The sequence below is a fragment of the Serratia fonticola genome (assembly GCF_001006005.1).
GTDB lineage: Bacteria > Pseudomonadota > Gammaproteobacteria > Enterobacterales > Enterobacteriaceae > Chania > Chania fonticola.
Genome location: NZ_CP011254.1, coordinates 2,487,119 through 2,512,274 on the forward strand (window position 1 = coordinate 2,487,119; position 25,156 = coordinate 2,512,274).

Below are 25,156 nucleotides of genomic sequence, written 5' to 3' on the forward strand. Positions count from 1 at the left end.
ACTGTTACATGACAGGATTATGCGGTATCAAATCATTAGCCTGCATATACCTCTATTCAGCATGCCGCCGATCTTGGGGCGTTGCTTTCAGGCCTGTTGCTGAAACAGAAATAACGGTTGCTTCCACCTCTTTGTTGAACAGGCCCAATTTGTTCATAGTCAGTGGGGCAGTTTTTCAAATGCCCAAAACTAACAGGTCGATGGCCGCAACCAGCTCATCACGCAGATGGGCTGCATTGGTAACTAGGCAATCTGCATTAAGATTTTTGACATCCGTAGTCGTCAGTAAACTAGTAAGGATCACGTAATCTTGTTGATCCACAGACAAAACAGGAGTCAGTGCTTTGACCTGTGAGTTTGTTGCATGCTTTAAAGCCAAGGGCATGACCAAACGAGTGCTAAGGTGATCGAGTAAATCGGACTGAACAACGATAAAGAAAGGATAGGCTTTTTTGTTTTTAGATTGATTTTTATAAACAGAAAATTGTTTCATTACAGGACACCAAAGTCAGCATCATCAGAAAAAAGACCGTTCTCCTCAACGAAGCCATTCAATGCTTCAAGACCAGCACGATTTTCCGCTAACCAACGTTCACGTTGCCCCTTCTTCACTGCGAGTTCTAATGCGTGGTTTAGTGTAGCCGATAAGTTTAGGTCTAATGCTTTAGCCTGTTCAATCAGGTCGACACGCAAGTATACGTTAGTATTGCGTTTTTTTATTACTGAAACGGCTCCCATAGTACCTCCTGAACATAATTTATGCGCATAACTATAGCGCATCAAAAAAAAAGCGCAACGTTGCCGCTGCGCTGTTGGGGGCTAAGATCTTACATCTGCGAGAAGATATTCATAATGACGCCACCGCCGATGATCAGCGCCATGGCGAAGATGGCAGGGAGATCCGGTTTCTGCTTGTAGAGTAGCATGGAAACGAAGGTCACCCCGACGATGCCAAAGCCGCACCACAGGGAGTAGGCGACGCCCACCGGGATAAACCCCATCGCCTTGGTCAGGGCGAAATAGCACAGGCAGTAAGCGCTAATCACCAGCACCGAAGGCCCCAGCTTTTTAAAGTTGTTGGTTTTTTTAATCATCGAGGTCCCGGTGATTTCTGAACCGATCGACAGTGCCAGCCACAAGAAGCCAATATTAAACATAGTTGATACCCTTATTCTTCGGAGGAGCCCATTTTGGAGAAGAGGTTCATAATCACGATGCCGCTGGCAATCACGATCATGCCGATAATGGCTGGCATATCAGGGTGTTGGCCGTAAAACACCATGCCCAGGCTTGAGACCATTAAAATCCCGGTGCCTGACCAGGTGGCGTAAGCCAGACCGACAGGAATGTATTTCACCGCGTTGGATAACGAGTAATAACAAACGCAGTACAACACTACGATCAAGCCGAGTAATAACGTCTTGGTGGTACCTTCGCTGTTATCAAACATTTTTAAGGTAGAGGTGGCCGAGGTCTCGGAGAAGATGACCAATAACATCCATACCCATGCTTTTGCCTTGGTAGACATAGAGTTCGCTCCTGATAAGTAATGATTTATATAAAGTTAAAACGTGAGACTTATATTAATTACCCCTCACCCCAACCCTCTCCCACAGGGAGAGGGAGCTGTTAGCTCCTGCTCTTTTGGCAATAAAGAGGTAATCTCAGCAAACTCGAACGCCCACTCATCCAACGTGCGTCACTGAGTTTTCAGACCCACTCGATCGGTCCCCTCTCCCTGTGGGTGAGGGGCCTCTCTTAGGGGTAAATATCCTCACCCGGTTCTGTATTATTTTTTTCCTCGGCTATATTCCAATGCCAAATCGGTCAGCTTGGCCCCCGGTGGTGAGCGACCATTGAGCCGCTTGAGTTCGCTAAGCGTTACGTAGGCCTGTGGCGGCGCTGCCAACGGCTCCGTGGCTGCGGGCTGGGCCGATAACATCCGATCCAACGTACAGAGCTCAATGCCTTGTGCCGCCAGCTTCGGCAGATAATCTGCCTGGGGGGCGTTTTCCCCTGCGCGGCTCAGGCCTTTCAGCTGATTTAATTCGCTGGTCGGGTTGCAGTTATAATCCAGTGCCATTATTGGCCTGCCGCTCATGCGAGCCAGATGAATAAACCGGGCAGCGTCAGACTGTAATAAACCGTTGGCCACTTCTGCCGCCGTCGCGAAATCGAGAAAAGGAATTAATATCCGCTCAATATTATCCAGTGCGCCGGTTTGACTGATTTCCGCCAGCGAAGTAATTGGCCCTAGTTGGCTCCAATCTGCTTCTGCGTGAAACTGCTGGGCATTATCGCTAAACAGGATCACTGGCGAGAACGCCTGGCAGTGCTGTAAGCGCGCGCGGATAATTTCGTGGTAACCATCCGCTGCGGTTAACAGCACCAACGCCCGTGGCCGCATCCGTGAGAGCACTTCATTGACCAACTTGTCGATGACTTCACGCTGCATCATATTTGCCGCCTTAGGGAACGATAACCACGTTGTCACCGGAAGCTAGCCCGGCGGCGTTGGCTTCATCGGTATCAATGTGCAGTTCCAGCGCAAAGCTGGCTTTGATCCGCACGATGACTTCGTCAAAGATCAGCCCACGCACCCCTGCCGCTTTCACCCGCACCTTCTGCCCGTTCTGCACGCCCAACCTGGCGGCATCCTGCGGGTTCATATGGATATGGCGCTGGGCACAAATCACCTGTGAATGCAGCGAAACGTAGCCCGCCGGGCCAGCCAGCATGGCGTCACCGGAGGCGTTCAGATTGCCGGATTCGCGTACCGGAGCCTTCAGCCCCAGGGTAAAGCAGTCCGCCTTGGAGATTTCCAACTGAGTGCAATCACGTGCTGGCCCCAACACCCGCACCTTGGAGAGCGAGCCTTTCGGGCCGACGATCATCACGCACTCTTTCGCGGCGAACTGCCCAGGCTGGCGTAGCTCTTTGCATGGCGTCAGCTGATAACCGGCACCAAACAGCGTTTCAATATCCTGCTGCGACAGATGGACATGCCGGTTTGAAACCCCAACCGGGATGGCGATGCCGGTGGGAGAAGAATAGTTCTCTGCCAGGTTATGGCGGATCCTTTCCAGTAACGACTCATTAAACATACTGTTATTCCTACCCGATCTCAGAAGCTGTACGGTTATTTAGACTCTTTCTTGCCGCCGGTGCGGGCGGGTTTGTTGTCGGCAACAGGGGCTTCGACTACCGGTGCTGCGGCCTCCGCCTGCGGGGCGGCCACTTCTGCTACTGGCGCAGGCGGTTCTTGCTGCACCTTGGCCGCTGGCGGCGTAAGCTCCTTGCCTTTCAGCCCGGTCAGCAGCGCGACAACCTGTTTTTCCGGGCGGGCAATCACCAACTGGCCTTTGATAAACGCCGGTTGTTTGATCACTGCCACACTGCTGTCGATGGCGGTTTTCACCGCGCTGATTTCCCCGGCAAAGAACACGCTAACCAGGCCGGAACCAATCTTCTTGTATCCCAGCACCGTTACCGCAGCGGATTTACAGGCCGCATCGGCCGCGTGGATCGCGGCGGTCAGGCCATAGGTTTCAATCACTCCCAGGCTTAAGTTCATCTCAATCTCCTTAGTGCCTTACCAGGCGGATATCAAAGTCAAAGCGCTGGAAAAAAGCCGCCAGTTGGTCCAGTTCTTCATTGCTGTAACTTGGGTCGTCTTTGACCGGATAGATCATGTCGAGCCGCTGGTATTTGTTTTTACCCAGTTGGTGATAAGGCAAAACGTCGATGCGGCTGATATTGCCTTTGCGTGCCAGGGCCATGACATAGTCAATGGCACCGGTGATGGCATCGTAAGAATCGTTATAGCCGCGTACCAAAGGCATGCGCACCACGATATGGCTGCCCAGTTCCACCAGGCGCTCCAGGTTTCTTTTTACGCCCTCGTTGCCAACGCCAAATAACGCTTTATGCCGTGTGCTATCGATATGCTTGATATCGAACAGGAACATATCGGTGCAGGTCGCCAGCTTTTCATAATTGGCTAAAGTGGTGGTGCCATTGGTTTCGATGGCGGTGTTGATCATCTGTTTTTTGCATTCGGTCAGCAGCGCGGCCGCAAAGTCGGTTTGCAGGCTCAGCTCGCCACCGCCCAGGGTGACGCCACCGCCAGAGGCATGATAGAAATCGACGTCCTGCAGGATGATATCCATCAACTCCTGCACCGTGACGTCCTTACCCATGATGTCCAGCGCGCCAGAGATGCAGACCTCTTCGCACTTGCGGCAACCGATGCAGTCTATGTTGCGATCGAGATGGTGCTTGAGATCGCCTTGTGCATTCTGGATCTGGGAGTGGATCCCCACCGGGCAGACGCTGACACATTGCCCACAGTCAACGCACTTATCATGTGAATACATCACCTGGAAATTGCTGGTGAGCCCCTCGGGGTTGGCGCACCAGGCGCAGAGGATGTTACAACCTTTGAAAAAAATCAGGGTGCGAATACCGTCTCCGTCATAGATCGAGTATTTCTGGATATTGAATATCCGACCCTTTTTCTCCAGCGTGTTATCCATACTATTTTCCCCTTTCTTCGAAGGCTGATGGGATAAGACATCCCTGTCTTATCCAAGGCTAAAGTCAGAACTTCTCAATAACGGTACGGCTGATGATTTCGTCCTGCACTTCTTTGCATAGCTCGACGAAGTAGGCGCTGTAACCGGCCACACGGACGATCAGGTCGCGATATTTCTCTGGTTCCACCTGCGCCTGTTTCAGCACTTCGTTATCCACGTAGCTGAACTGCATCTGGCCGTTGCCCAGAATGGACGCGGTACGCAGCAGGGTGATCAGTCCGTTCTTGCCTTCAGGGGTATCGAGCAGCCCTTTGAGGAACTTGAAGTTGTGCACCATGCCGATGTTCATGGTTTCCACGTTCATCTTGCTGACGGACTTGATGATGGCGGTTGGGCCCTGTTTGTCCGCGCCCTGCGTCGGGCTGATCCCGTCGGAGAGTGGCATCCAGGCCAAGCGGCCGTTTGGCGTTGCGGCGGTCAGTTCACCGATCGGCGTGTTGTTGGAAATCGACAGGGTGCCGTGGCTCAGCGTGGAGTAGAGCATCTTGTACTTGCGGCACTCGCGCTCGGTCCACTCGGTGATGTCCAGCGCGTACTGATCGACCGTGTCATCGTCATTGCCGTACTTCGGCGCATTCAGACAGTCGCGGCGCAGCTGTTCAAAGCCTTCAAAGTTGGCCAGCAGCGCGTCACGGATCTGCTCCAGGGTGTATTTGCCATCCTGATACACCAGCTTGCGGATCGCCGCCATGGAGTCGACATAGGTCGCCAGGCCGGAGAAGATCAGCCCTGGGCCGTGGTTGATCACCGCGCCACCGGCGGCCACGTCTTTACCCTGTTCCATACAGCCTTCCACCAGCAGCGACATCAGCGGTTTTGGTGCTACATCGCGGTGCACACGCTGGCTGATCACGGTACCGATAGCCGACAGTTTGACGATGTGCGCGATCTGCGCCTTCACCGCATTGTCGAACTCTTCGTAGGTTTTCAGGGTGCTCAGCTCACCGGTATCCAAGCCTTGATAGCTGTCGAACAGCACCATGCGGCCACGGTTGAGCACGAACTCGATGGCGATCGGCCACTGGGTATAACCGGTGGAGGTCCACTGATAGATGCGGCCGGATTTTTGCGGCTCTACGCAGCCCATCAGGCAGTAGTCGCGCGCATCTTCAAAGTCAAAGCCCTTGCGCAGCATCATCTTGATGTGGGAATCATCAAAGTGGCAGGCCGGGAAGCCCATACCCGCTTTCACCACGTCAACGATCTTCTCCATGTACTTCTGCGGCGACTGGTTATGGATACGGCAGGCCAGCGACGGCTGGTACACTTTGACGAAGCGCACGGCGTCCATGATCAGGTAGGTCAAATCGTTACAGGCATCGCCGCCGCTGCGCTTCTGCCCGCCGATGGTCAGGTTGATAAACGGCTGGTAACCGGCGAAGTACTTGGCACCCAGTTCGCTGGACATCCACATCAGTTCGGCACACTTGATGATGAAGGCCTGCAACAGTTCCAACGCCTGTTCCTGCGTCAGGCGGCCAGATTCGATATCGGCCTGGTACATCGGGTAGCAATACTGATCCAGACGGCCCAGTGACAGTCCGGTCTGGTTCTCTTCCACTTCAAACAGCGACTCTACCGTCCAGATGCTTTGCAGCGCTTCTTGCAGGGTCTTCGGTGGGTTGGCAGGGACGTTCTCGTTGGTTTCTGCGATGGTCAGCAGTTCCGTACGGCGTGCCGGATCTTGCTCAACGGCAGCCAGTTCACGGGCCTTGTCGGCGATACGTTTGGCGTAGGCCACCACGCCGTCACAGGTTTCAATCGCCGCTTTGTAGAAGTAGATCTTGTCGATATCCGCCGGATTTTCCATGCTCAGCGCCGCGAGGTGCTGTTGGGCATCGGCCTTGATACCGTTCATCCCTTTGGTGAACAGCAGGATGTCATAGCCTGGGCAGGTGTCGCCGCCGCCGTTAATCTGGTGGTAGGAGAGGTCGCTGACAAAGGTTTCGCCGCTGAAGGCCCAAACGCCTGCTTCGCGGTACTGCGCTTCACAGATCTCATCGAGCGAACGGCCTTCCCAGAACGGTACGATTTCTTCGCGGATTGTCTTCTTGTCGGCCTCGGAGATAACGAACGGATCCTGCGGGCGGGTGCCCATGGTGTCCAGCTCGTCACGCACCCAGCGCCAGGCGATATCCGGTGAGAACGCCCCGGCACGCGGTTTGCCGCACGGATGGCCGACGATCAACTCATCTTTCTGGATCAGGATCGGTGCGGTTTCACAGGCAGCACGGAAAGACTTGGCGCGCAGCAGAATGGTTGGCAGACCTGGGTTGTTTTTTGCCATCTCGGTAAAGGTGATGGCGCGATAGATAGAAACGCTAGGGCGAGCATCGAGGTAGTTGTCACGCAGGCGTTGCAGGCGCGGCGTCAGCCCTTCCATCAGTTTGTGCGTTGCCACGTCTTGCGCGGAGGCCGCCACGAACGGGGCCGATGGCGCACTGTACTGCGGGCGAGCACCTGCCTGGCCAGCAAACAGTTTTACCTGCAAGTTGCTGTTGAGTGTCATCAGGTTGCTACGGGCTGCCAGCAACATGGCGGACAGATCGTTGATCACTAATGCCGGATCGTCGAGGCGCACGCCGTGCAGCATGGCGTCAAACATCGGGTAGCCGTCCAGCTCACGTGGTGCGCGCACTTCGGAAAGCTCACACAGCTTCAGCCACAGGCACTCGACGATTTCATAAGCCTGCTCCGGCGTCAGCACGCCACGGGTGATGTCTTGCTGATAGAAGCTGTACAACAATTTGTCGAAGCCGCCTGGGTAAACCGCGTAGCTGCCGTTTTCCAGGTGCAGTGCCAGTTGGAAGAAGTAGAACGACTGGCAAGCCTCTTTAAAGCTGCTGGCCCCGTAAGCAGGGACTTTCTTCAGCATGGCGGCCGCTTCTTGTAGCTCCGCCTTGCGGTACGGATGGTTTTCTACCGCAGCCATGTTTTCGGCTTTGCTAGCCAGTTTCTGCGCCAGATGCATCGCTGCATTACAGGCGTAGATCATGGCGCGGCATTGGTTGACTTCGTCCAATCCAGAACGGCTGACGGCGCTGCCGATGCTTCTGGCGCGGTCTTCCATTTCGGCTTCGATGGCGAACAGCCCTTTGGTGATCACCGCCAGATAGTCCGGTGAGGTCTGGCCAAATGCGGTGAAGGCCGAAGGACTGCGCAGTTCGTTTTCGCTGTGGAACACGGCGGCGCGCGGGGTGGAGGATTGGCTGCCGATGATCAACTCATCGGGGCCGATGTAGCCGGGCAGTTGCTTGACCAGCTCATTGAACAGCTTGGCATTCTTGACCAACTGCGGCATGCCGGCCACATCGCCACCCAGCGTTTCCAGAATGGCGGCACGTTCGGTGCTGATGGTGCTGTTTTGGGATAAGAGTCTTTCTGCCAGCAGTTTTACGCGTGGCGTCAGTGAATAATGGGCCATGTTCAAATCTCTCCTGATGTCCTGCGGCTTTCACACAAATTGGCAAAATCCGTTGACTGTAATGAGTGCGTTATTGAAGCTGTACCGGGCCGCCGCTGTAGGCGAGGCGGAACAGTTTCTCCAAATCTGCCGCGTTAACGTCGCGCGGGTTGGTTGGCGTGCAGCTGTCGTGCAACGCCTGCGTGGCCAGTTCGCCAAGGCAAACCTGGAAGCGGTGTTCCTCTACCCCTGCGGCTTGCAGATTGGCCGGTAGCTGCATTTCCTGTTTCAGCGTTTCGATCGCCACCAACAGGCTGTTGACGCCATCACGTACCGAGGTGCTTGGCAGCCCCAACAGGCGCGCCAGAGCGGCATACTTGTGCGCGGCCGGGGTGTCGCAGTTGCCGTCAACGTCGGCATTGAAGGCGACCACCGATGTCATCAGCAGTGCATTGGCTCGGCCATGCGGGATACCAAACATGCCGCCGAGGGCGTGCGCCAGGCTGTGGGTGATACCCAACGATGCGTTGGTGAACGCCATCCCGGCCATGCATGAAGCGTTATGCATTTTTTCCCGCGCAGGCAGATTGCTGCCCTGTTGGTAGCAGGTCAGCAGGTGGCCGAATACCATCTGCACCACTTTTTCGGCCATCGCATCGCTGAAGTCGCTGGCCTTGCGGGAGACATAGGCCTCCAGGGCGTGACACAGCACATCCATCCCGGTATCGGCGGTAATGCTGGCTGGCACCGACTTCACTAGCTGAGGATCGAGGATGGCGATGTCGGGCAGCATGAACTCGTCCACCAACACCAGCTTTTGGCTGCGGGACTTGATCACCGAGAAGCTGGTGACTTCGGAACCGGTGCCGCTGGTGGTGGGGATGGCGACAAAACAGGGCTTGCTACGGCCGCTGTCTTTACGGCAATGCCACAGCGCATACATCACCGCCTTGGCGGCATCGATGACCGAGCCGCCACCCAAGGCAATCACCAGGTCCGGGTAGTCGTCATCCATCAGCTTCATGCCGCTGACGATGGCGGAAATATCCGGGTCTGAGGCCACCTGGTCATACTGACGACAGCGGATCTGCTGCTGTTGGAGCAGGCTGGTCACCCGCTCGGCCAAGCCAAACTTCACCATCGCCTGATCGGTGACCAAAAACGCCGAGCGTCCAGGCAAGCTGCTCAGCGCGAGCAGCGCATCCTCACCGAAATGGATTTTTGGCTTAATCAGAAACTCATTCATGCCTACTTCCTCTTACTCTTAACGCTCCCGGTGAACCTTCTCGACAATGGCAACGATCGACATGGCCTTGTAGCGGTCTTTACTCAGTGCGAAATACTCTTCCACCAACACCAGATCGTTTTCACCGGCACCGACACTGTCGACGGCAACGTAGGTACGATCTTTGATGGCTTCCAGGTCGTCACCCAGAGCTGTGACTAGCAGCAGGTTGCTGCCGCGTAGTTCGTCACTTTTCTGCGTGGCCACCACATGGCCGGTTACCTTTGCGAGGATCATGTTTTCACCCTTGGTTGATGTGTTACCGGGACAGGCGTCCAAGCACTTCCGTAATGATCCGTTCGACGTTCTCTTCGGTGATGTCATTGGCTGCGGCGTTAACCACTGCGCGGGTGACCGCCCCGAAACGATCGTCGCCCTGGGCATACAGCGGTGCCGGTGCGGCCTGCGGGGCTACCGCCGCCGTTGGCGCTGCAAAGCGGTTATCGTCGAAGATGCTGGTGCTATGGCTGGTTGGCGCACTGCACGTTTGAGCTGCGGGTTGTGGTTGGCGCAGATCCTCGATGCTACGAACGCCATAGCCGACTTTACGTACGTTCAGCAGGTTCATCGGGCCGACGTTGTCCGAGCTGGAGCCGCCACCAACGGCACCGCAACCGAGCGTTAACGCAGGTATAAGATTCGTGGTTGCGCCAATGCCTCCAAGCGCGGCGGGCGTATTGATCAGGATGCGGTGCACCGGTTTTTGCAGCGCAAACTCGCGGATCACCTGTTGGTTCTGGGTGTGGATGACTAGCGTATGCCCCAGGCCTTCGTTGGTGAGTAGCTCTACCACACGGTCACAGGCGCTCATCCAGTCTTCTTCGATGTACAGCCCCAGCACCGGGCAGAGTTTTTCGCGGGCGTAAGGGTTTTTACGCGAGACGCTGTTTTGCAACGAAATCAGCACTCTGGTGGTCGCAGGTACGCAGAACCCGGCGCGCTCGCTGAGGTAGATGGCGGTCTTGCCCACCACTTCAGGATTAATCATGCCGTTCGGGCGCAACAGGATATTGGCCAGGCGGGCAGATTCATCGTCGTTCATGAAGTAGCAGCCCTGGGCCAGCAACTCGCGGTGTACGTCCTGATAGATGCACTTTTCCACGATGATCGACTGCTCAGAGGCGCAGATCACGCCATTATCGAAGGTCTTGCTGGTGATGATGTCCTTCACTGCCTGCTGGATATTGGCGCTGCGTTCGATAAACGCCGGGCCGTTGCCTGGGCCACCGCTGATGGTTGGTGTGCCGGAGCTATAGGCCGCACGAACCATACCTTCGCCGCCGGTAGCCAGGATCAGCGCGACGTCTTTGCTGTGCATCAGGGCTTTGGTGGCTTCCAGCGTCAGCTGGGTCAGGCCGTCAACGATACCCGCAGGGGCACCGGCTTGGAGCGCGGCCTGCTTGACGATCTCAATCGCCCGCTGGCTGCACTGGCGCGCATTAGGGTGCGGGGAGAAAATAATGGCGTTCCCGGCCTTCAGCGCGATCAGCGTTTTATAGAAAATGGTTGAGGTTGGGTTAGTGGACGGCACCAGGGCGGTAATCACCCCTAACGGGACGCCCACGTCCATGACTTTATTCTGCTGATCGTCACGAATAATACCGACGGTTTTTAAATCTTTAATATGCTCAAAAACTTTTTCAGAGGCGAAAATGTTTTTTAACACCTTGTCCTGCCAATTGCCGAAGCCGGTTTCTTCATGGGCCATCTTTGCCAATTCTTCGGCATGCCTGGCCGCTTCGCTGGCAATATGTTTAATAATGCCGTCGATCTTTTCCTGTGAATATTTGGCAAACAGCAATTGTGCCTGTTTGGCATTTTTAATCAGCGTGCGAGCCTGCTGAATGGATTGTAAATCCGGATCTAATGTGGTCATTAGTCTATTCCCCTGAATAGGAGTTTAATTTTTTACTTGCTGCAATCGGGTAGAGTACTTATCTGCCACCGCCGGTAATCAGGCTGAATTACGCCTTATGCTGTGAGGCGATTTTCTCAATATCATTGTGTGGGCGTGCAATAACCCGTGATGAAATCACTTCGCCAATTCGGCTGGCGGCTTCAATACCGGATTCCACTGCCGCGTTAACGGCACCCACGTCGCCTTTCACCATTACGGTGACCAGGCCGGAGCCGACGTTTTCATAGCCAATCAGTTCAATATTGGCGGCCTTACACATAGCATCGGCGGCTTCGATAGCAGGCACCAACCCTTTGGTTTCGATCAATCCGAGTGCATCTTTCATCAGTGAATTCCTTGTTATTCGGTGATTTTGTACTGCGAGATGATTTTCTGGATATCGTTATGCGGGCGGGCAATGACCAGTGAGGTAACCACTTCACCCACGCGTTTGGCCGATTCGATACCGGAATCCACTGCCGCCTTGACCGCGCCCACGTCGCCTTTCACCATCGCGGTAACCAGGCCGGAACCGACGTTCTCATAGCCGATCAGCTCCACGTTGGCCGCTTTGCACATCGCATCGGCGGCTTCAATACAGGCCACCAGCCCTTTGGTTTCAATCAATCCTAATGCGTCACCCATGATCCGTTCTCCTTGATGCGCTGTTTACGCTTTGTGCTTAATCACGATTTTGTTGATGTCGTTGTGTGGGCGGGCGATAACCAGTGAAGTCACTACTTCACCCACGCGTTGTGCGGATTCCACGCCGGAATCGACGGCGGCTTTTACCGCACCGACGTCGCCTTTCACCATGGCGGTGACCAGGCCGGAACCGACGTTTTCATAGCCGATCAGTTCGACGTTGGCCGCCTTGCACATGGCATCCGCCGCTTCAATACAGGCCACCAACCCTTTGGTTTCGATTAAGCCTAATGCATCACCCATTGTTGTTTCCTCCACAAAGCCGGTTTATGAGTTGTCATCTGCTGTGCCGTTCGGCCATGAGGGGATCAAGGTTTCCGACGGCTAAGGGCACTATACCCCTCCGGTAGTTATTCAAAATATAAATTCATTAATCGATATCTATTTAGTTTTTTGTTCTGATAATAAGCCTCTATTTATCATCTGTTTATCTGTTTGCTCTGATAATCAGCCCGATAATAGTTCTGCTCCCTGGCAAGAAATGGCGGGTTTTGGCATTCACTTAAGGGCGGGAAATAATGTTAAATCTATGGTATTCAAATGGGTTTTTTAGGTAGCGGAGGGGCTTGCAGACTGTGGAGTAGCGCAGGTTTTTTTGGGCAGTTGTTAAGGTCGGCAATCTCCCCTCACCCTAACCCTCTCCCGTAGGGAGAGGGGACTGAACGTGCCACAGATTAGCCTCTGTACCTAACTTCGGCTCCGTACTGGCTCCCTCTCCTTTTTGGGGAGAGGGTTGGGGTGAGGGGAAATAGCGATCGCCGAATAACCGACAGGCATTATGACTATCAGGGGCGGTTTTTGGGGTAATGAGAGGCAGGCCAGAGGCTTAGGACAAGGGGGAACAGCTTTGCTGGGGAACGGGCGTTACTCTAACTGGCTGCCGGGTTTCAACGCGCAGATAAACAGTGGGGAGTTGATCGAACTGAGCAGCACGGTGTCGGCATTGATTTTCTCCATCGCCAATTGTAGGCCGTAGTGGCTGTCTGACATTTCCCGCATAAAGTAATCAAAGATCACGTCGGGAGATTGATCGATAGAGGACTTGCTGGACACCCAGCGGTTGATCTGATAATAGCGGGCTCCGGGGGAAACACGCTTGCTGGTATAATCAAACTGTACGTAGCGTTGTAAATAAAGCCAGCCTGCCTCCGAGTCTGAATATCCTTCCACCACGATGGAACCTTTACCTTTGACATTAAAGTTAAAGTGAATATTGACGTTAACGGATTCGGTAACGGTATCTTCAAAGTGCATAATGGCTTTGGTTGAGCAATTTAAAACATCATCGCGCTGGATAACATTATGCTTAACGGTGATAAATAGTGAGACCAGTAGCAATATGATAGAGACGGCAAACAGCCTTCTCCCCCAGCCCATTGTTTTCATAATTTATTTCCATGAATAATAAAAATAGTTATCGCAGTAGCTGAATGTATTATCTTGATGTTTGGCGCAGTGTGCGAGAAACGTCCGGCCTAACCCGTTGGATTGCAGCTTATCACCATAAAAGAACAGAAAACGTTCGTCTTTATCATACTTTATGTTCTTTTTTTCTTTGACGGCAATAAAGTTTTTCAGGTAATTCTCGCGCATTCTTGGATTTATCATGGCGTCGGTGGATAACACCTCAATGGGTTCCTGCGCGACGGGGGTGAAGACGAGAGGGGTCAGGCTGCCGTTGTTACTCCACGACCAGCCGATCAGCGCGATGGCCAACAGCGATATCATTGCCCCTGCATAACCCCAGTAGCGATCGTTGTTGGTGGTGGCCGCCGCTACCGGCGTTGGTTCTGGAGCTACCTCGGCAGAGGGTTCCTGTTCGCTGGCATGTATTACCGGATGCAACAAGGAGTCATCGATTACCTCGATCGTCAGCTCTGGATTGATTTCCAACCTGCCACGGGCCACGGTGACGATCACGTTCTCAATGCCATAACGGCGAAAGGCTTTGCGCAGGATGCTCAGGTACTGATTCAGGTTGCTGTTGGAGGACATTAGCCCGTTGTCGTCCCAGACCCGCTGCATTACCGTATCGCGGCTGATCACGCCAGGATGCTGGATCATGAAGAACAGCAGGGCGTTGGCAGTGATGGTGAGCTGGCTATCTGACTTGCCGCCATCGTCCAGCTTTAGCGAACCTTCGGTGGCGTCATAAATAAGAAAGGCATTAATTTTGTATTTCATTATCGCCCCTGGGTGATTGGCTGCCCGCAAACCGCGGAGGTTAAAGCTCCTCGAAGGTCATTGCCGCCAGCCTCGTCACCAATGCAAGCCGCTCTTCCGGCGTCATAGTGACTCCTTCCGTAAGTTCAGAAAGCCATAGGCCGTCTGCACCATAGCGCACCAAATTACCTACGTAGCTGCGATCCAGTTCATCGGCATTGGCCAGATGTTGCAGCACCCAGTCCCGCCAGCATTTACGCAACACCATTTCATGCGGCATGGCCAGCGACAGCAGGGCCAATTGACGGCTGGTGTCGGTTTCACTGATGCCTGCCAGGTACATCAGATAGGCCCGGGAGAAGCGCCCACGTGGGTTATCGTCCACGGCCATCAGCGCCATAATGCCGCGATCCATCACGGCCAGCAGGCGAATAAACAGCGCATGTATCAGCTCCTGCCTGCCGGGAAAGTGGTGCAGCAGCCCGCCCTTGCTGACCCCAGCCTGCTTGGCGACGGCGTTTAGCGACAGCGCGGCAATCCCATCTTTAGCGGCGATGATACTGGCGGCTTCCAGCAGCTGCTCTTGCAGCCGTTCCGGGTCTTTTTTGCGATGCACATGGGTATTCATGCGGCGATCATACCGACCAGCCGGTATGTCATTTTTGATCGAGGTCAATCCGCTAACCCTAAAGGTCTGACCAATCCTGAATAATGATAGGTAGGTCAAACTATTTTAGTTATCAATCAATTAGGAAAGTTTTTACTAGCTTAATCGGGGTTGGGAGCTAACTGGGGCGTTAAGGCTGACAAGTGGCTCGGACGGTTCCCTCTCCTTGTGGGAGAGGGCTAGGGTGAGGGGCGTTTACAACAACCAATCCAGTATCAGGACACCGACCAGGCTGATCGCCCAGGCTATAGTAGTGGGCACTGACCAGACCATCATCTGCTGCTTCACGTCCTTAATCCCCATCATCCTGTTGACTACCCAGAACATGCTGTCGTTAAAGTAGCTGAAGAACAGCGCGCCCATGGTGGCGGCCTGCGCGGCAGCGAGCATATTGACGCCGGGTAACTGGCTGACGATAGGGGCTGAGATGGAGGCTGCGGTGATCATGGCGACAGTGCCCGAACCCTGTATCAAGCGCACCAGCGTAGCGATAAAGAACGGGATCAATACCGGGGACAGCGGCAGATTGGCGACGTGCTGCGCCAGCAAGGTTCCGGTGCCACTTTCACGTAATACTGCCCCAAGCGCGCCACCGGCACCGGTCACCAGCAAGATAATCCCGGCGGCCTGCAAGCCTTCTTCCAGCCGCTCCAGCGTTTCGTGCTTGTCGACCTTCGGCATCAGGGTGTAAACCGCCAGCAGCACGCTGATGGCCAATGCAATCACCGGTGCACCGAGGAAGGCAAAGGCTTGCCCCCACAGGCTTTCCCCCAACCAGGCCATTCCTTCAGATTTGGCCAGCATATTGTTCACCGCGTTGATAAAAATCAGCACGATGGGGGCGATGATTGGCAGCAGCGATAACGTTAAGCTCGGCAGCACTTTGGCTTCTTTCTCAGCCAGATAGCGCTGGTGGGCGGCCCGTAGGTCTTCCGGCTCATCTTCCTGGTCTTCTGGTGTAAAATCCGGGTAATAGGTGCCGAGCCAGCGCGCATAGATCACAATGCCGATCACGCAGGGAATGGCTAACACCAGCCCGGCCAGCATCATAGCGCCGATATCCACGCCGAAGATCCCCGCCACCCCTAATGGTCCCGGTGTTGGGGGCACTGCATGATGGGTAATGATCAGGCCACCCGCCAAGGCTACGCCGAGTGTCAGAAGATTGCGTTTGCCCTTCTTGGCCAGCGCCTTGACCAGCGGATAAAGGATGACGAAGGCCGAATCGACAAAAATCGGGATGCTGACGATATAGCCGGTGATCGCCAACGCCCACTCCTCACGCTTTTTACCCAGCCACTTGATAAAGCTGAAGGCGATCTGCTCCGCCGCGCCGGAAACTTCCAGCACGCGGCCCATCATCACCCCCAGGCCAATAACAATCCCGATACTGCCGAGCGTGCTGCCAAACCCTTTGGAGATGGTATCTACCGTCTGCATGGCGCTCAGCCCGCCGCTGATCCCGGCGATAGAGGCTGCTGCCAGCATGGCGATCAACGCATGAACCCGGGTGCGTAATACCAGCCACACCAGCACGAATACGGCGACCGCCAAACCAATGATGGGAGTATAAAGTGCCATATTCAGCTCCCGGCCTGCGGCATCTCATCGCGCATAAAGGCGCGGATGATCTGCTGGAAGTTTTCATCGGCACGGAACCCCAACGCCAATGCACGTTGTACATCGAAGTTGCCCGGCCAACTGGCGACAATACGATTGATGGCTTCGTCCGGCACAAAGTTCACCTTGGCGCGAGCCTGCTCACCGGCCACCTCCTCCAGTGCGGCTAGCATCTGCTCTACTGTGACGCTGATGCCGGGAAGGTTGACGATGCGTGAGGTGCCGAACTGCGCGGCAGGCAACGTGGCGGCATGGATAAAGTTGCGTACCACGGTGCCAGGGCTGGACAGCCATAGCGTCAACTCTGGGGAGACCGGGCAGACTGAAGGCTCCCCGTGCAATGGTTCACGGATGATGCCGCTGGCAAAGGAGGATGCTGCCTTATTCGGCTTGCCGGGGCGCACGCTGATGGTGGGCAGACGCAGCACCCGCGCATCGACAAATCCTTTGCGGGCGTAATCATTGATCAACAGTTCACACAGAGCCTTTTGTGCACCGTAGGAGGATTGTGGCTGCACGGCGCACTCATCGGTGACGGTGGCTGGAAGCTGGCCGCCAAACACCGCCAGCGAGCTGGTGAAGATAAACTTCATTGCCGGGGCATTGCGGCGCGCGGCTTCCAACAGTTGGCGAGTGGCGTCAAAGTTCACCTGCATCCCGAGATCGAAGTCGCTTTCCGCATGGCTGCTGACGATGGCGGCCAGGTGAAACAGCACGCTGCAATCGCTATCGATCAGCCGATCGGCGGCATCGGGTTGAGTGAGATCGAGTGCCAGGCAGCGAACTCGCGGATCGGCTAGCGGGGCGTTAGGCTGTTGGATATCTGCCAGCACCAGTTCGTCAAAAGGTAGCGTATTGTCTCGCAGTAGCGCGGTTGCCAAGCGTTGACCCAAAAATCCTGCTCCGCCAGTAATGATGACCTTCATGGTTATATTCCTTTGTAGGGGGTGTTATCAGAGGTTGATGCTGTGCAGCCGCACGCCACGCTCTTGGAGTTGTTGCTGCGTTTCTGGCGGCAGGGCGGCATCGCAGATGATGTCGTCGAGCGCCGCCAGTGAGCAGACGCGAAACATGCCGTACTTGCCGTATTTACTGCTATCGGAGACCAGCACCTTGCGCCGGGCCACGTCCAGCAGCGCCTGTTTCACCAGCACTTTCTCCTCGTGTGGGGTAGACAGACCATGTTCCAGATCCCAGGAACTGGTGCTGATAAAGGCCACGTCGATATTCAAGGTGCGCAACAGCATGGCGGCGCAGCTGCCGACGCAGGAATAGTTGCGTTGATCGATTCGCCCGCCGGTGTGAAACAGGTTGAGCTGTGGGCGGTTCATCAGGTGCTGGATAATGGAAAAATCGTTGGTGACCACGGTCAGGTTGAAGCGCTCGGCCAGCTGGCGAGCGATCTCGAAGCTGGTGGTACCTGCGTCTAGATAGACCACCTGGCCATCTTCGACCAGCTCGGCGGCATATTTGCCGATGGCCCGTTTTTGCCGATGGTGCAGTTGGGCCTTCTCTTTGTAGGCCAGCTCCTGGCGTAGCGCGTCACTCAGGCGCACGCCGCCACTGACGCTAATCACCTTGCCTTCTTCTTCCAGTTGATGGATGTCGCGCCTGACGGTCATATGTGAAACGCTCATTAACTCGGCCAGGGCCACGATGGTGACCAACTGATACTCATGTACATAGCGATAGATAAAATCGCGGCGTTCCGATGGGATCATGCTCAACTCCTGGTCGGTAGCGATGGTGCCGCTGGGTAGCTGTTATTTTTTGTTATGTTATTAATATTCAATCATTTGATTTAACAAATAAACGAGGGTTGTCACAGAAGGGTGGGTGGGTGTGGGGTGGGTTGATTGGTGTAAATATGTTTATATTCAACGTGTTGATTTTATTTTTTGCGATGGGATGAATCACAGAAGGTTGTGATGAAAAGTGTGAGGTGTAACAAAAAAGCGCAGGTCTTGGTGCAGTTGCGCTGCGTAGAGTATCATCGCCTTTTTGGTGAGAACGCAGACCAGGCCCGATCAGACAGCCCCCTCTCGCTTAAGGCGGGAGGGGGGCTTTATCCGACCGTGACCTGGGTTCGGTGCGATCGCCTTGACGGTCACTTCTGAAAAATAGTATTTATGCAGACTCGGAAACAGGCTTTGCTACACCGGTTTATGGGCAAGCTCCAGATGATCGCGTTGAGCATTCTTCCGATTCTCATACGCCTCTTTTAGCCTCTTCATCGACTCCACCAGTACTGAACGCGGACATCCAACGTTTAACCTCATGTGCCCTTCTCCGCCAGGGCCATATTGAATACCTGGTGAAAGACCGAGTTTAGCTTCATGGACAAAAAACGATATTAACTGCTTATCACTGAGCCCCATTTCTTCAGCGTTAAGAAACAGCAAATAGGATGCACCACCGTAGACAACTGAAATCAATGGGCAGTTTTTTTCTATTTCACCTTTGACATATTTCACGTTATCGGATAAATAGGACAGTAATTTTTGATGCCAGTCATCACAGCGGGTATATGCTGAATAAATGGCTGCCTGCTGTAACGAGTTTGTCTCGGCAAGGTAACAGTCATCCAGAAAACTATAGAACTTATTGCGTAGCTCTTCATTTTTAATAATGGCTATACCTCCCTGTATTGCGGGTGTATTAAACACCTTACTGATAGAAGTGAACACTATCGATTGACTGTTCAGCGCTTCATTTACCGTAAAAAAAGGGATGTGTAGCTTGCCGGGCAATGTTAAGTCACCATGAACCTCATCTGATACAATGATCACCCCTGCATCGTGACAATATCTGTTTATCCTCTCAACCGTTTCCCGATCCCATACCATACCGCCGGGGTTGTGTGGCGAAGAAAAAAGGAACATCTGGCAGTTTTTTAGTTTCTCTCTGAAATCATGCCAATCAAACTCATAGCGACCATTTTTCTCAATTAGGCGGGTTTGTATCAGGCTTCTGCCACTTTTTTTTATAAAGTTAGGGTAAGGATCATATATTGGCGTGCAAGTTAATATATTATCGCCTGTCTTGGTTAGAGCCATTAGAGACAATACTATGGTTTTGATTACACCCGGAACAAAATGCAGCCAATCCGCATTGACATCATAACCATACCGATTTTTATACCACTCGGTAACCGATTGCTTCCAGTGGGGGTGATCCAGATTATATCCTTGAACCGGCTCAGTCACGACGGAACGCAACGTATCAATAATGGGTTGCGGAGTCTTGAAATCCATATCTGCAATCCAAAGCGGCAATACATCATCAGTACCAAACATTTGTTGCAATTGCCCATACTTACGACAATGAGCATCTCTTGTGACAACGTAATCAAACAAAGACATTACAAGCTCCAGGTGCGATTAAATATCATTTAAACAACACGTATAACAAAATTATTCATAGGGCATATCTACGGCAATATGCATATCTTGGCTATTGTCTCAGGGGAAGTCATCTTCCTGATGACTCTCTTATTATCGTTGAGGCTCCATGACATTATCAGGAGTATCATGCGGATCAAGTTTGGCAATACCAATCCCCGTTGCCGCCCACAGTAGTGCAAAGATGACGCCGCTGTAACACAAGATTGCCCAAGGTAAATAATCAAGCGTTGAAACGCCCAACATAGTTGCACAATAAACTCCGGAAGCAGACCAAGGAATAATAGGTTCGACGACCGTCCCGGCGTCCTCGGTTGTCCGGGAGAGATTCTTGGCTGCAAGACCTCGTTTGCGGTACTCGTCTTTAAAGGCATCACCACATAGCAACAAGGGTAAAGTACCGTTTGCTGTACAGGCACAGATGATGAAGGTCGTCGCAATCGTGGTGAGTACGAGGCGGAAAGTTGATTTAACCCCTTTTGTCAGCGCATGAATAACGGTGTGCAGAGAGCCCGTTGCGCTCATCGCTCCGGCGAAGCTAAAGGCACTAAAAACAGTAACAAAACTACTAAACATAGATATTGCACCACCTCGCTCAAGTAAGCGAGAGACATCGGAAGAGAGAGCAGAGACGTTACCCTCTTCGATCATAGAGAGTTTAAAACCACTCACCACCGATTCACCTACCGATGACGCAGAGAATTCCTGAAAGACTAAAGCAAGGATCATTGAGACTGAGGTAGACAGGAATAACATAGGAATAGGGGGTTTTTTTGATAGAGAACCATATAAGACAATAACCGGTGGCAATAGCAGAAGAGGGTTAAAATGATAAACATGACCTATCGATGTCATCAGCTTGACAATATTTTCAGGTGCGCTTATAGAGGCATCAATGCCCATCCCCATATAGCTGTATATGACACAGCATATAATAAAGCCTGGGCCGGTTGTCCACAGAAGGTGCCCTATATGAGAATAGAGATTTACACCGGCAGCTAAGGCCGCCATATTGGTGGAGTCAGATACTGGGGAGAGCTTATCACCAAACCAACAGCCTGAGACAATGGCCCCTGCGGCAATGGGGAGTGAGACATTAAGTCCAATAGCAACGCCAATCATCGCGATCCCAACGGTACCAATGGAACCCCAGGAGGTACCGGTACAAACAGAGATCAACGCCCCCAGAAGGAAAGCTGAAATATAAAAATACTGAGGATTAATGAGCTTTAAACCATAGTAAATCATCATTGGTATCGTACCCGATACCATCCATGATCCAATTAAAAAACCGATGCTCGCGACAATCAGTATTACAGGGAGTGCTTCAGATATTTTATTACAAATGGATTTTAGAATATCATCCCACGTAAAACCATGAGCTATAGCTATGAATGAAGCCGTAGCGGTACCCATCAGGATCATGGGTTCCGCACGAATATTAAAGATAAAGTACCCAATGCTGATCCCGCATAGCATTACCACCATAGGTAAGGCTGACCAAAAAAAGGATAGTTGCCTTTTATTTTTTGAGGTGTCGCTATTCAAATCCATAATTCCATCCAATAGTTAATGGTTGATAGTTGATGATTGAACAGATAAAATAAATCTCTACGAGAGTTCGCCCGGTCCTTAAGTAAGATGATTTCAAGGTTCTACAAAATAATTGTTGGTTTTCCCTGGCTATATAAGACACTCTGTTTAGCAGTGTTAACTGATACATCCATGTTAATAATAAGCGTTTCTTATTGAAAACTATATGTCCGTATAGAGTGGATGATTTCGTCGCTGTTGGCTCAATTTACGATATTGCTGCGGCGGCATGCCGACGTATTTGTTAAAAGTGCTATAAAAGCGACTACTGGAACGAAAGCCTGCAATAACGGCAATGTCGATAATCGTCTTGTCAGTATCACTGAGCAGTGCCCGTACATGGTTGATACGCATTGCGGTAATATACTGCTTCATGGTTAGCTGCATCACTCGCTGGAAAATCCCCATAGCATAATTGGGGTTGAGTTTAACGTATTCAGCAATGGCATTGACCGTCAGGATTTTGTCACAATGGGAGGCTATAAACTCAAGCATCTGGCTAACGTAAAACTGGGAATGGCGCGAGAGGCTATTCTTCAACGTGCGTGGCGTTTTATTAACCAGCACAGGCTGCCAACCCGAGAGACTAAAACGTTTGAGCATTAAGGCGATTTCATCGATCGCTAACTGGCGGATCTGTTCATTAACGCTATTGAGTTCAGACTGCCAACGTTGAACCTCAAAGACGCTGAGCTGCTGTGCCGATAACGATTTAATCACCATGCCATGGGTCATATGGTTGACCAGCTCACGATCCAGCGGCCAGGATAAAAACAGATGCATTGGCAAGTTGAATATCGCCATCTGTTTACAGTGGCCAGGATTTATGAGCTGATGGGGCGTACAAGCCCAAAACAGGGTGATATACCCCTGTTTGACCCTTACTACCTCGTCATTGATAAGATATTCCACATCGCCATCAAACGGGACATTAACCTCGACCTGACCATGCCAGTGGCTGTAAGTCATTGCCAACGGTGCCCGCAACTCGACATCCATACGCTGATACTCTGAGTAGAGTGCCAGTGGGCTACGAGTCTTTTTTTCATAACTGCGACACATATGCGGATCATGTGGCAGTCGCGGGATGTTGTTTTCCATGATAAGCAGAGTTCCTGGATCCTCAGTCTGACACGAGATGTGATACCAAAGCATGCTGATAGCTTAACCGAAAAAAACTGTCTTTTTATCTCCATTTTCGCCAAATCATTCCCAGAAACTCATATTTGATGCCCGTCAATGGAAGATCTGAGCTATCGGGAATACCGGGTCTTTTGCAACAGGTGATGTCATTCGCCCATTTTAGCAACGGGATGCTGAAAACTCATTGGAGTCTACTGTGCCAGCCGCGAGCTACAAGTGGTTATACCGCTGGCTCTCTGACGGCCTGAACGAACGCTTCGATATCGCTGTTGAAGACCTTCGCGTTGCTCACTTGGCTCATACGTCCCTGGTCTTTACAGGGAGAAGGGTAGGGATAAGGGGGGAAGAGCTGATGAGATCAATTTAGAGCGAGAAATGAGCAGAGTAAGCCGAGAAAATCGACGGGTGACGTTTTTTTCAACATTCAACTCGTTGAATGCTTGATAAGTGTTGCGCGAGGCAAGTGGGAAGGTATAATGCCCACGTTTTCCGCATACTACTTCAGTGCCGAAGTGGCGAAATCGGTAGACGCAGTTGATTCAAAATCAACCGTAGAGATACGTGCCGGTTCGAGTCCGGCCTTCGGCACCATTAGTCAGTACGCAAATCAAGTCGCCTTCGAGCGGCTTTTTTTGTGCCTGAAATCCAGCAGTTACCCACCTTTCTCGCTATATTAGCTCCCTCAAGGTCAACCGACTTCAACGAACATCTACCAACTGGAATGTTGGCCATCGAGATGATGGGGGGGCTAATGTTGTCTTCGCCACAGGTAGTTACGCTAACAAAACAATGCTATTTTAATAAGTGTTATTAACTGTTATTAAAAGGTGATGCTCATGGGACAACCCGCGAAACAGACGATCAGCGCTCAGATCCCCGCAGAGCTTGCTGCGGCGGTTGAAAACCTGGCTATTGAACTGGACAGATCCAAAAGCTGGGTGATTAAGGAAGCATTGACTGCCATGATTGAAGAGAGAGAGCGGCGGCATCAGCAGATTTTGAAAGGCCTTGCTGATGTCGATGCGGGAAGGGTGGTTAGCCATGCGGATGTGGTTGACTTCGCTAACAAACTGAAAAAATCATAACCTATGGAAATACAGTGGACCCAAAAGGCTCAGGATGACTTGGAGCGTATTTATAGGTTTGCCTGTCAGTTCAGTCGGCAACATGCTGACAATGTGTTAGAGCGTTTGATCATCGGAACCTCAGGGCTCGCCGACCATCCAAGAATCGGTGTACCTCAGATAAGATATGAACCACGAGAAGTGAGAAAAATCTTGTTTGATGATTATGACGTTCACTATGAAATTCAGCACGATACTATTTATATTGTCGATCTTTGGCACACCCGAGAAGATCGCTGAATATCCAGGTCTGCTTATAGCCATAAGTCATAAAAGGATGCTCATGCTAATCATCTTTGGTGGGTTACCGGGAACTGGGAAATCAACCATTGCCCGTTTATTGGCATCCAGACTGAACGCGGTCTGGGTGCGTATCGACTCTATCGAACAATCACTGATTCGGTCGGAAAAAATCACCATGTCTGATATGGGACCTGCCGGATATCTGGTCGGGTATGCTATCGCCGCGGATAATCTTAAGTTGGCTAACAACGTCATTGCCGATTCGGTAAATTCTCTCGCTATTACTCGGCAGGCTTGGCGAGATGTGGCTTCAGAAAATGCAGTGCCTGTGTTGGAAATTGAAATTATCTGTTCCGATAAAGCGCAGCATAAGGAGAGGGTTGAGCACCGTAGCGCAGACATTACTGGGCATGTATTGCCCGACTGGCAGAAAGTCATCACTCGCCAGTATGAAGTTTGGTTATCCACTGATATCACCCTAGATACTTCAGTGTTAACGCCCGATCAGGCCGTAGAGGTTATTCTCCAGCATATTGAATCATGCAGGCTTTGACTCTCAGGTCACGGTGTACTTTAAGTCGAGGTTGGCAAGTGTTAAATCTGGTCAGTAAACCTCTATTGCTGAAGTGGGCTATAGGGTTTACACCAAAGTTTGCCAAAATAGCATTACCGACAACATCATGTCTGCGCGGCTTCGAGTCACAAATTTAACAATTTCAAGCGTTGATATCTGTGTTGGTATAATGTCTTTATTTTTATATTAACTGACAATAAATCATGAGGTTATGGATTATGCGCGAGTCCGGCCTTCGCACCATTAGTCAGTACGCAAATCAAGTCGTGCTTCGAGCGGCTTTTTTTGTGCCTGGAATTCGGCCCCCGTAAGGCTCCCCTCGCTTTTTCAGTCAATCTACATCAACTTTCTGTTGTGGGTAGAGACAGGTAACCATGGCCAAAATGAGCAGGATACCAAATAGAACTATCGACACTAGAACGCAGAGTGCCCCTTACATCACGAATTTTCTTGGAAGCATCAGGGATAGGCTGGACTTCAGAGATTTGATGTCTTGGTCTGGGAGCTTATGGATAACGCGAATGACGCCAATTCTGTAAGAGTAGCGGTCAGAATGCTGATAAACTGAGCTCAGGTTTTGTGAGCATGGAGACGCTGACGGTTAAAGGCGTCAGTTTTCCAGAGCTTATTGTAGACAAAGATGCGGGGCAGAATTTATGGTGACTTACAAAGAAATTATTGCTGATGTTAAAGCTCGTACAGGCAAAACGATACACCACTCGTGTTGGATAGCACATGTAAAA

27 protein-coding genes and 1 tRNA gene are annotated in these 25,156 nt (G+C 52.1%); 4 read left to right on the forward strand and 24 right to left on the reverse strand.

What is annotated here, in order from left to right; all coding sequences use genetic code 11:
- Positions 1 to 175: 175 nt before the first annotated feature.
- The 24 genes from WN53_RS11070 to melR form a co-directional block, all read right to left on the reverse strand.
- The gene (locus WN53_RS11070; RefSeq protein ID WP_024486364.1) at positions 176 to 493 is read right to left on the reverse strand and encodes a CcdB family protein; all 318 of its coding nucleotides are present in this window, start codon (positions 491 to 493) and stop codon (positions 176 to 178) included.
- Positions 493 to 738, reverse strand: a complete 246-nt coding sequence (locus WN53_RS11075; RefSeq protein ID WP_024486363.1) for a type II toxin-antitoxin system CcdA family antitoxin — start codon at positions 736 to 738, stop codon at positions 493 to 495. The genes WN53_RS11070 and WN53_RS11075 overlap by 1 nt, the downstream gene beginning before the upstream one ends.
- Positions 739 to 827: 89 nt before the next feature.
- A complete protein-coding gene (locus WN53_RS11080; RefSeq protein ID WP_021179117.1) occupies positions 828 to 1,157 on the reverse strand; it encodes a DMT family transporter in 330 nt (109 codons plus the stop codon).
- A gap of 11 nt (positions 1,158 to 1,168) precedes the next feature.
- Complete coding sequence (locus tag WN53_RS11085) at positions 1,169 to 1,528, reverse strand: DMT family transporter (protein ID WP_024486362.1); 360 nt, start codon at positions 1,526 to 1,528, stop codon at positions 1,169 to 1,171.
- Between the two features lie 261 nt (positions 1,529 to 1,789).
- Positions 1,790 to 2,458 (reverse strand): hypothetical protein, encoded by a 669-nt coding sequence (locus WN53_RS11090; RefSeq protein WP_046808057.1) that lies wholly within the window; start codon positions 2,456 to 2,458, stop codon positions 1,790 to 1,792.
- 10 nt (positions 2,459 to 2,468) lie between these two features.
- Entirely contained in the window at positions 2,469 to 3,104 is a 636-nt protein-coding gene (locus WN53_RS11095) for a phosphate propanoyltransferase (protein WP_024484709.1), read from the reverse strand.
- Between the two features lie 35 nt (positions 3,105 to 3,139).
- Positions 3,140 to 3,574, reverse strand: coding sequence for a BMC domain-containing protein (locus WN53_RS11100; RefSeq protein ID WP_024484710.1), 435 nt, complete (start codon positions 3,572 to 3,574; stop codon positions 3,140 to 3,142).
- A gap of 10 nt (positions 3,575 to 3,584) precedes the next feature.
- Positions 3,585 to 4,535, reverse strand: a complete 951-nt coding sequence (cutD, locus tag WN53_RS11105; RefSeq protein ID WP_024484711.1) for a choline TMA-lyase-activating enzyme — start codon at positions 4,533 to 4,535, stop codon at positions 3,585 to 3,587.
- A gap of 64 nt (positions 4,536 to 4,599) precedes the next feature.
- A complete protein-coding gene (cutC, locus tag WN53_RS11110) occupies positions 4,600 to 8,019 on the reverse strand; it encodes a choline trimethylamine-lyase (protein WP_024484712.1) in 3,420 nt (1,139 codons plus the stop codon).
- A 70-nt stretch (positions 8,020 to 8,089) separates the two neighbouring features.
- Positions 8,090 to 9,244, reverse strand: coding sequence for a 1-propanol dehydrogenase PduQ (locus WN53_RS11115; protein ID WP_024484713.1), 1,155 nt, complete (start codon positions 9,242 to 9,244; stop codon positions 8,090 to 8,092).
- A gap of 18 nt (positions 9,245 to 9,262) precedes the next feature.
- On the reverse strand, positions 9,263 to 9,520 hold the full coding sequence (locus WN53_RS11120; protein WP_021179125.1) for a EutN/CcmL family microcompartment protein: 258 nt from the start codon (positions 9,518 to 9,520) through the stop codon (positions 9,263 to 9,265).
- Positions 9,521 to 9,542: 22 nt separating this feature from the next.
- Positions 9,543 to 11,159 (reverse strand): acetaldehyde dehydrogenase (acetylating), encoded by a 1,617-nt coding sequence (locus tag WN53_RS11125; RefSeq protein ID WP_024484714.1) that lies wholly within the window; start codon positions 11,157 to 11,159, stop codon positions 9,543 to 9,545.
- 88 nt (positions 11,160 to 11,247) lie between these two features.
- Positions 11,248 to 11,526: a BMC domain-containing protein gene (locus WN53_RS11130; RefSeq protein WP_021179127.1), complete on the reverse strand. Its 279-nt coding sequence runs from the start codon at positions 11,524 to 11,526 to the stop codon at positions 11,248 to 11,250.
- Between the two features lie 14 nt (positions 11,527 to 11,540).
- Complete coding sequence (locus WN53_RS11135) at positions 11,541 to 11,825, reverse strand: BMC domain-containing protein (RefSeq protein WP_021807825.1); 285 nt, start codon at positions 11,823 to 11,825, stop codon at positions 11,541 to 11,543.
- Between the two features lie 24 nt (positions 11,826 to 11,849).
- Positions 11,850 to 12,128, reverse strand: coding sequence for a BMC domain-containing protein (locus WN53_RS11140; RefSeq protein ID WP_004249182.1), 279 nt, complete (start codon positions 12,126 to 12,128; stop codon positions 11,850 to 11,852).
- Between the two features lie 621 nt (positions 12,129 to 12,749).
- Positions 12,750 to 13,271 carry a FidL-like protein gene (locus WN53_RS11145; RefSeq protein ID WP_024484715.1) on the reverse strand — a complete coding sequence of 174 codons (522 nt, stop codon included), beginning with the start codon at positions 13,269 to 13,271 and terminating at the stop codon, positions 12,750 to 12,752.
- A 3-nt stretch (positions 13,272 to 13,274) separates the two neighbouring features.
- Entirely contained in the window at positions 13,275 to 14,069 is a 795-nt protein-coding gene (locus WN53_RS11150; RefSeq protein ID WP_024484716.1) for a winged helix-turn-helix domain-containing protein, read from the reverse strand.
- 40 nt (positions 14,070 to 14,109) lie between these two features.
- The gene (locus WN53_RS11155; protein ID WP_024484717.1) at positions 14,110 to 14,676 is read right to left on the reverse strand and encodes a TetR/AcrR family transcriptional regulator; all 567 of its coding nucleotides are present in this window, start codon (positions 14,674 to 14,676) and stop codon (positions 14,110 to 14,112) included.
- Positions 14,677 to 14,910: 234 nt separating this feature from the next.
- On the reverse strand, positions 14,911 to 16,296 hold the full coding sequence (locus WN53_RS11160; RefSeq protein ID WP_024484718.1) for a GntP family permease: 1,386 nt from the start codon (positions 16,294 to 16,296) through the stop codon (positions 14,911 to 14,913).
- A 2-nt stretch (positions 16,297 to 16,298) separates the two neighbouring features.
- The gene (gene denD / locus WN53_RS11165; protein ID WP_024484719.1) at positions 16,299 to 17,261 is read right to left on the reverse strand and encodes a D-erythronate dehydrogenase; all 963 of its coding nucleotides are present in this window, start codon (positions 17,259 to 17,261) and stop codon (positions 16,299 to 16,301) included.
- Between the two features lie 27 nt (positions 17,262 to 17,288).
- Entirely contained in the window at positions 17,289 to 18,056 is a 768-nt protein-coding gene (locus WN53_RS11170; RefSeq protein ID WP_024484720.1) for a DeoR/GlpR family DNA-binding transcription regulator, read from the reverse strand.
- A 432-nt stretch (positions 18,057 to 18,488) separates the two neighbouring features.
- A complete protein-coding gene (locus WN53_RS11175) occupies positions 18,489 to 19,697 on the reverse strand; it encodes a MalY/PatB family protein (protein ID WP_024484721.1) in 1,209 nt (402 codons plus the stop codon).
- A 132-nt stretch (positions 19,698 to 19,829) separates the two neighbouring features.
- The gene (gene nhaC / locus WN53_RS11180; RefSeq protein ID WP_046808058.1) at positions 19,830 to 21,290 is read right to left on the reverse strand and encodes a Na+/H+ antiporter NhaC; all 1,461 of its coding nucleotides are present in this window, start codon (positions 21,288 to 21,290) and stop codon (positions 19,830 to 19,832) included.
- A 201-nt stretch (positions 21,291 to 21,491) separates the two neighbouring features.
- Positions 21,492 to 22,430, reverse strand: coding sequence for a transcriptional regulator MelR (gene melR / locus WN53_RS11185; protein WP_024484722.1), 939 nt, complete (start codon positions 22,428 to 22,430; stop codon positions 21,492 to 21,494).
- Positions 22,431 to 22,978: 548 nt separating this feature from the next.
- Between melR and WN53_RS11190 the strand changes: the two genes are divergently transcribed.
- From WN53_RS11190 to WN53_RS11200, 4 genes are all read left to right on the forward strand, one after another.
- Positions 22,979 to 23,063, forward strand: a tRNA-Leu gene (locus WN53_RS11190).
- 245 nt (positions 23,064 to 23,308) lie between these two features.
- Positions 23,309 to 23,557 carry a CopG family ribbon-helix-helix protein gene (locus WN53_RS11195; RefSeq protein WP_024484723.1) on the forward strand — a complete coding sequence of 83 codons (249 nt, stop codon included), beginning with the start codon at positions 23,309 to 23,311 and terminating at the stop codon, positions 23,555 to 23,557.
- 3 nt (positions 23,558 to 23,560) lie between these two features.
- Positions 23,561 to 23,836: a type II toxin-antitoxin system RelE/ParE family toxin gene (locus WN53_RS27225; RefSeq protein WP_071784959.1), complete on the forward strand. Its 276-nt coding sequence runs from the start codon at positions 23,561 to 23,563 to the stop codon at positions 23,834 to 23,836.
- A gap of 43 nt (positions 23,837 to 23,879) precedes the next feature.
- Entirely contained in the window at positions 23,880 to 24,392 is a 513-nt protein-coding gene (locus WN53_RS11200; protein ID WP_024484724.1) for a P-loop nucleotide/nucleoside kinase family protein, read from the forward strand.
- Positions 24,393 to 25,156: the final 764 nt, after the last annotated feature.

Excerpts from the sequence above, each read along its gene's own strand:
- WN53_RS11070 (WP_024486364.1), bottom strand. The coding sequence starts at position 493 with ATGAAACAATTTTCTGTTTATAAAAATCAATCTAAAAACAAAAAAGCC.
- WN53_RS11075 (WP_024486363.1), bottom strand. The coding sequence starts at position 738 with ATGGGAGCCGTTTCAGTAATAAAAAAACGCAATACTAACGTATACTTG.
- WN53_RS11080 (WP_021179117.1), bottom strand. The coding sequence starts at position 1,157 with ATGTTTAATATTGGCTTCTTGTGGCTGGCACTGTCGATCGGTTCAGAA.
- WN53_RS11085 (WP_024486362.1), bottom strand. The coding sequence starts at position 1,528 with ATGTCTACCAAGGCAAAAGCATGGGTATGGATGTTATTGGTCATCTTC.
- WN53_RS11090 (WP_046808057.1), bottom strand. The coding sequence starts at position 2,458 with ATGATGCAGCGTGAAGTCATCGACAAGTTGGTCAATGAAGTGCTCTCA.
- WN53_RS11095 (WP_024484709.1), bottom strand. The coding sequence starts at position 3,104 with ATGTTTAATGAGTCGTTACTGGAAAGGATCCGCCATAACCTGGCAGAG.
- WN53_RS11100 (WP_024484710.1), bottom strand. The coding sequence starts at position 3,574 with ATGAACTTAAGCCTGGGAGTGATTGAAACCTATGGCCTGACCGCCGCG.
- cutD (WP_024484711.1), bottom strand. The coding sequence starts at position 4,535 with ATGGATAACACGCTGGAGAAAAAGGGTCGGATATTCAATATCCAGAAA.
- cutC (WP_024484712.1), bottom strand. The coding sequence starts at position 8,019 with ATGGCCCATTATTCACTGACGCCACGCGTAAAACTGCTGGCAGAAAGA.
- WN53_RS11115 (WP_024484713.1), bottom strand. The coding sequence starts at position 9,244 with ATGAATGAGTTTCTGATTAAGCCAAAAATCCATTTCGGTGAGGATGCG.
- WN53_RS11120 (WP_021179125.1), bottom strand. The coding sequence starts at position 9,520 with ATGATCCTCGCAAAGGTAACCGGCCATGTGGTGGCCACGCAGAAAAGT.
- WN53_RS11125 (WP_024484714.1), bottom strand. The coding sequence starts at position 11,159 with ATGACCACATTAGATCCGGATTTACAATCCATTCAGCAGGCTCGCACG.
- WN53_RS11130 (WP_021179127.1), bottom strand. The coding sequence starts at position 11,526 with ATGAAAGATGCACTCGGATTGATCGAAACCAAAGGGTTGGTGCCTGCT.
- WN53_RS11135 (WP_021807825.1), bottom strand. The coding sequence starts at position 11,825 with ATGGGTGACGCATTAGGATTGATTGAAACCAAAGGGCTGGTGGCCTGT.
- WN53_RS11140 (WP_004249182.1), bottom strand. The coding sequence starts at position 12,128 with ATGGGTGATGCATTAGGCTTAATCGAAACCAAAGGGTTGGTGGCCTGT.
- WN53_RS11145 (WP_024484715.1), bottom strand. The coding sequence starts at position 13,271 with ATGAAAACAATGGGCTGGGGGAGAAGGCTGTTTGCCGTCTCTATCATA.
- WN53_RS11150 (WP_024484716.1), bottom strand. The coding sequence starts at position 14,069 with ATGAAATACAAAATTAATGCCTTTCTTATTTATGACGCCACCGAAGGT.
- WN53_RS11155 (WP_024484717.1), bottom strand. The coding sequence starts at position 14,676 with ATGAATACCCATGTGCATCGCAAAAAAGACCCGGAACGGCTGCAAGAG.
- WN53_RS11160 (WP_024484718.1), bottom strand. The coding sequence starts at position 16,296 with ATGGCACTTTATACTCCCATCATTGGTTTGGCGGTCGCCGTATTCGTG.
- denD (WP_024484719.1), bottom strand. The coding sequence starts at position 17,261 with ATGAAGGTCATCATTACTGGCGGAGCAGGATTTTTGGGTCAACGCTTG.
- WN53_RS11170 (WP_024484720.1), bottom strand. The coding sequence starts at position 18,056 with ATGATCCCATCGGAACGCCGCGATTTTATCTATCGCTATGTACATGAG.
- WN53_RS11175 (WP_024484721.1), bottom strand. The coding sequence starts at position 19,697 with ATGTCTTTGTTTGATTACGTTGTCACAAGAGATGCTCATTGTCGTAAG.
- nhaC (WP_046808058.1), bottom strand. The coding sequence starts at position 21,290 with ATGGATTTGAATAGCGACACCTCAAAAAATAAAAGGCAACTATCCTTT.
- melR (WP_024484722.1), bottom strand. The coding sequence starts at position 22,430 with ATGGAAAACAACATCCCGCGACTGCCACATGATCCGCATATGTGTCGC.
- WN53_RS11195 (WP_024484723.1), top strand. The coding sequence starts at position 23,309 with ATGGGACAACCCGCGAAACAGACGATCAGCGCTCAGATCCCCGCAGAG.
- WN53_RS27225 (WP_071784959.1), top strand. The coding sequence starts at position 23,561 with ATGGAAATACAGTGGACCCAAAAGGCTCAGGATGACTTGGAGCGTATT.
- WN53_RS11200 (WP_024484724.1), top strand. The coding sequence starts at position 23,880 with ATGCTAATCATCTTTGGTGGGTTACCGGGAACTGGGAAATCAACCATT.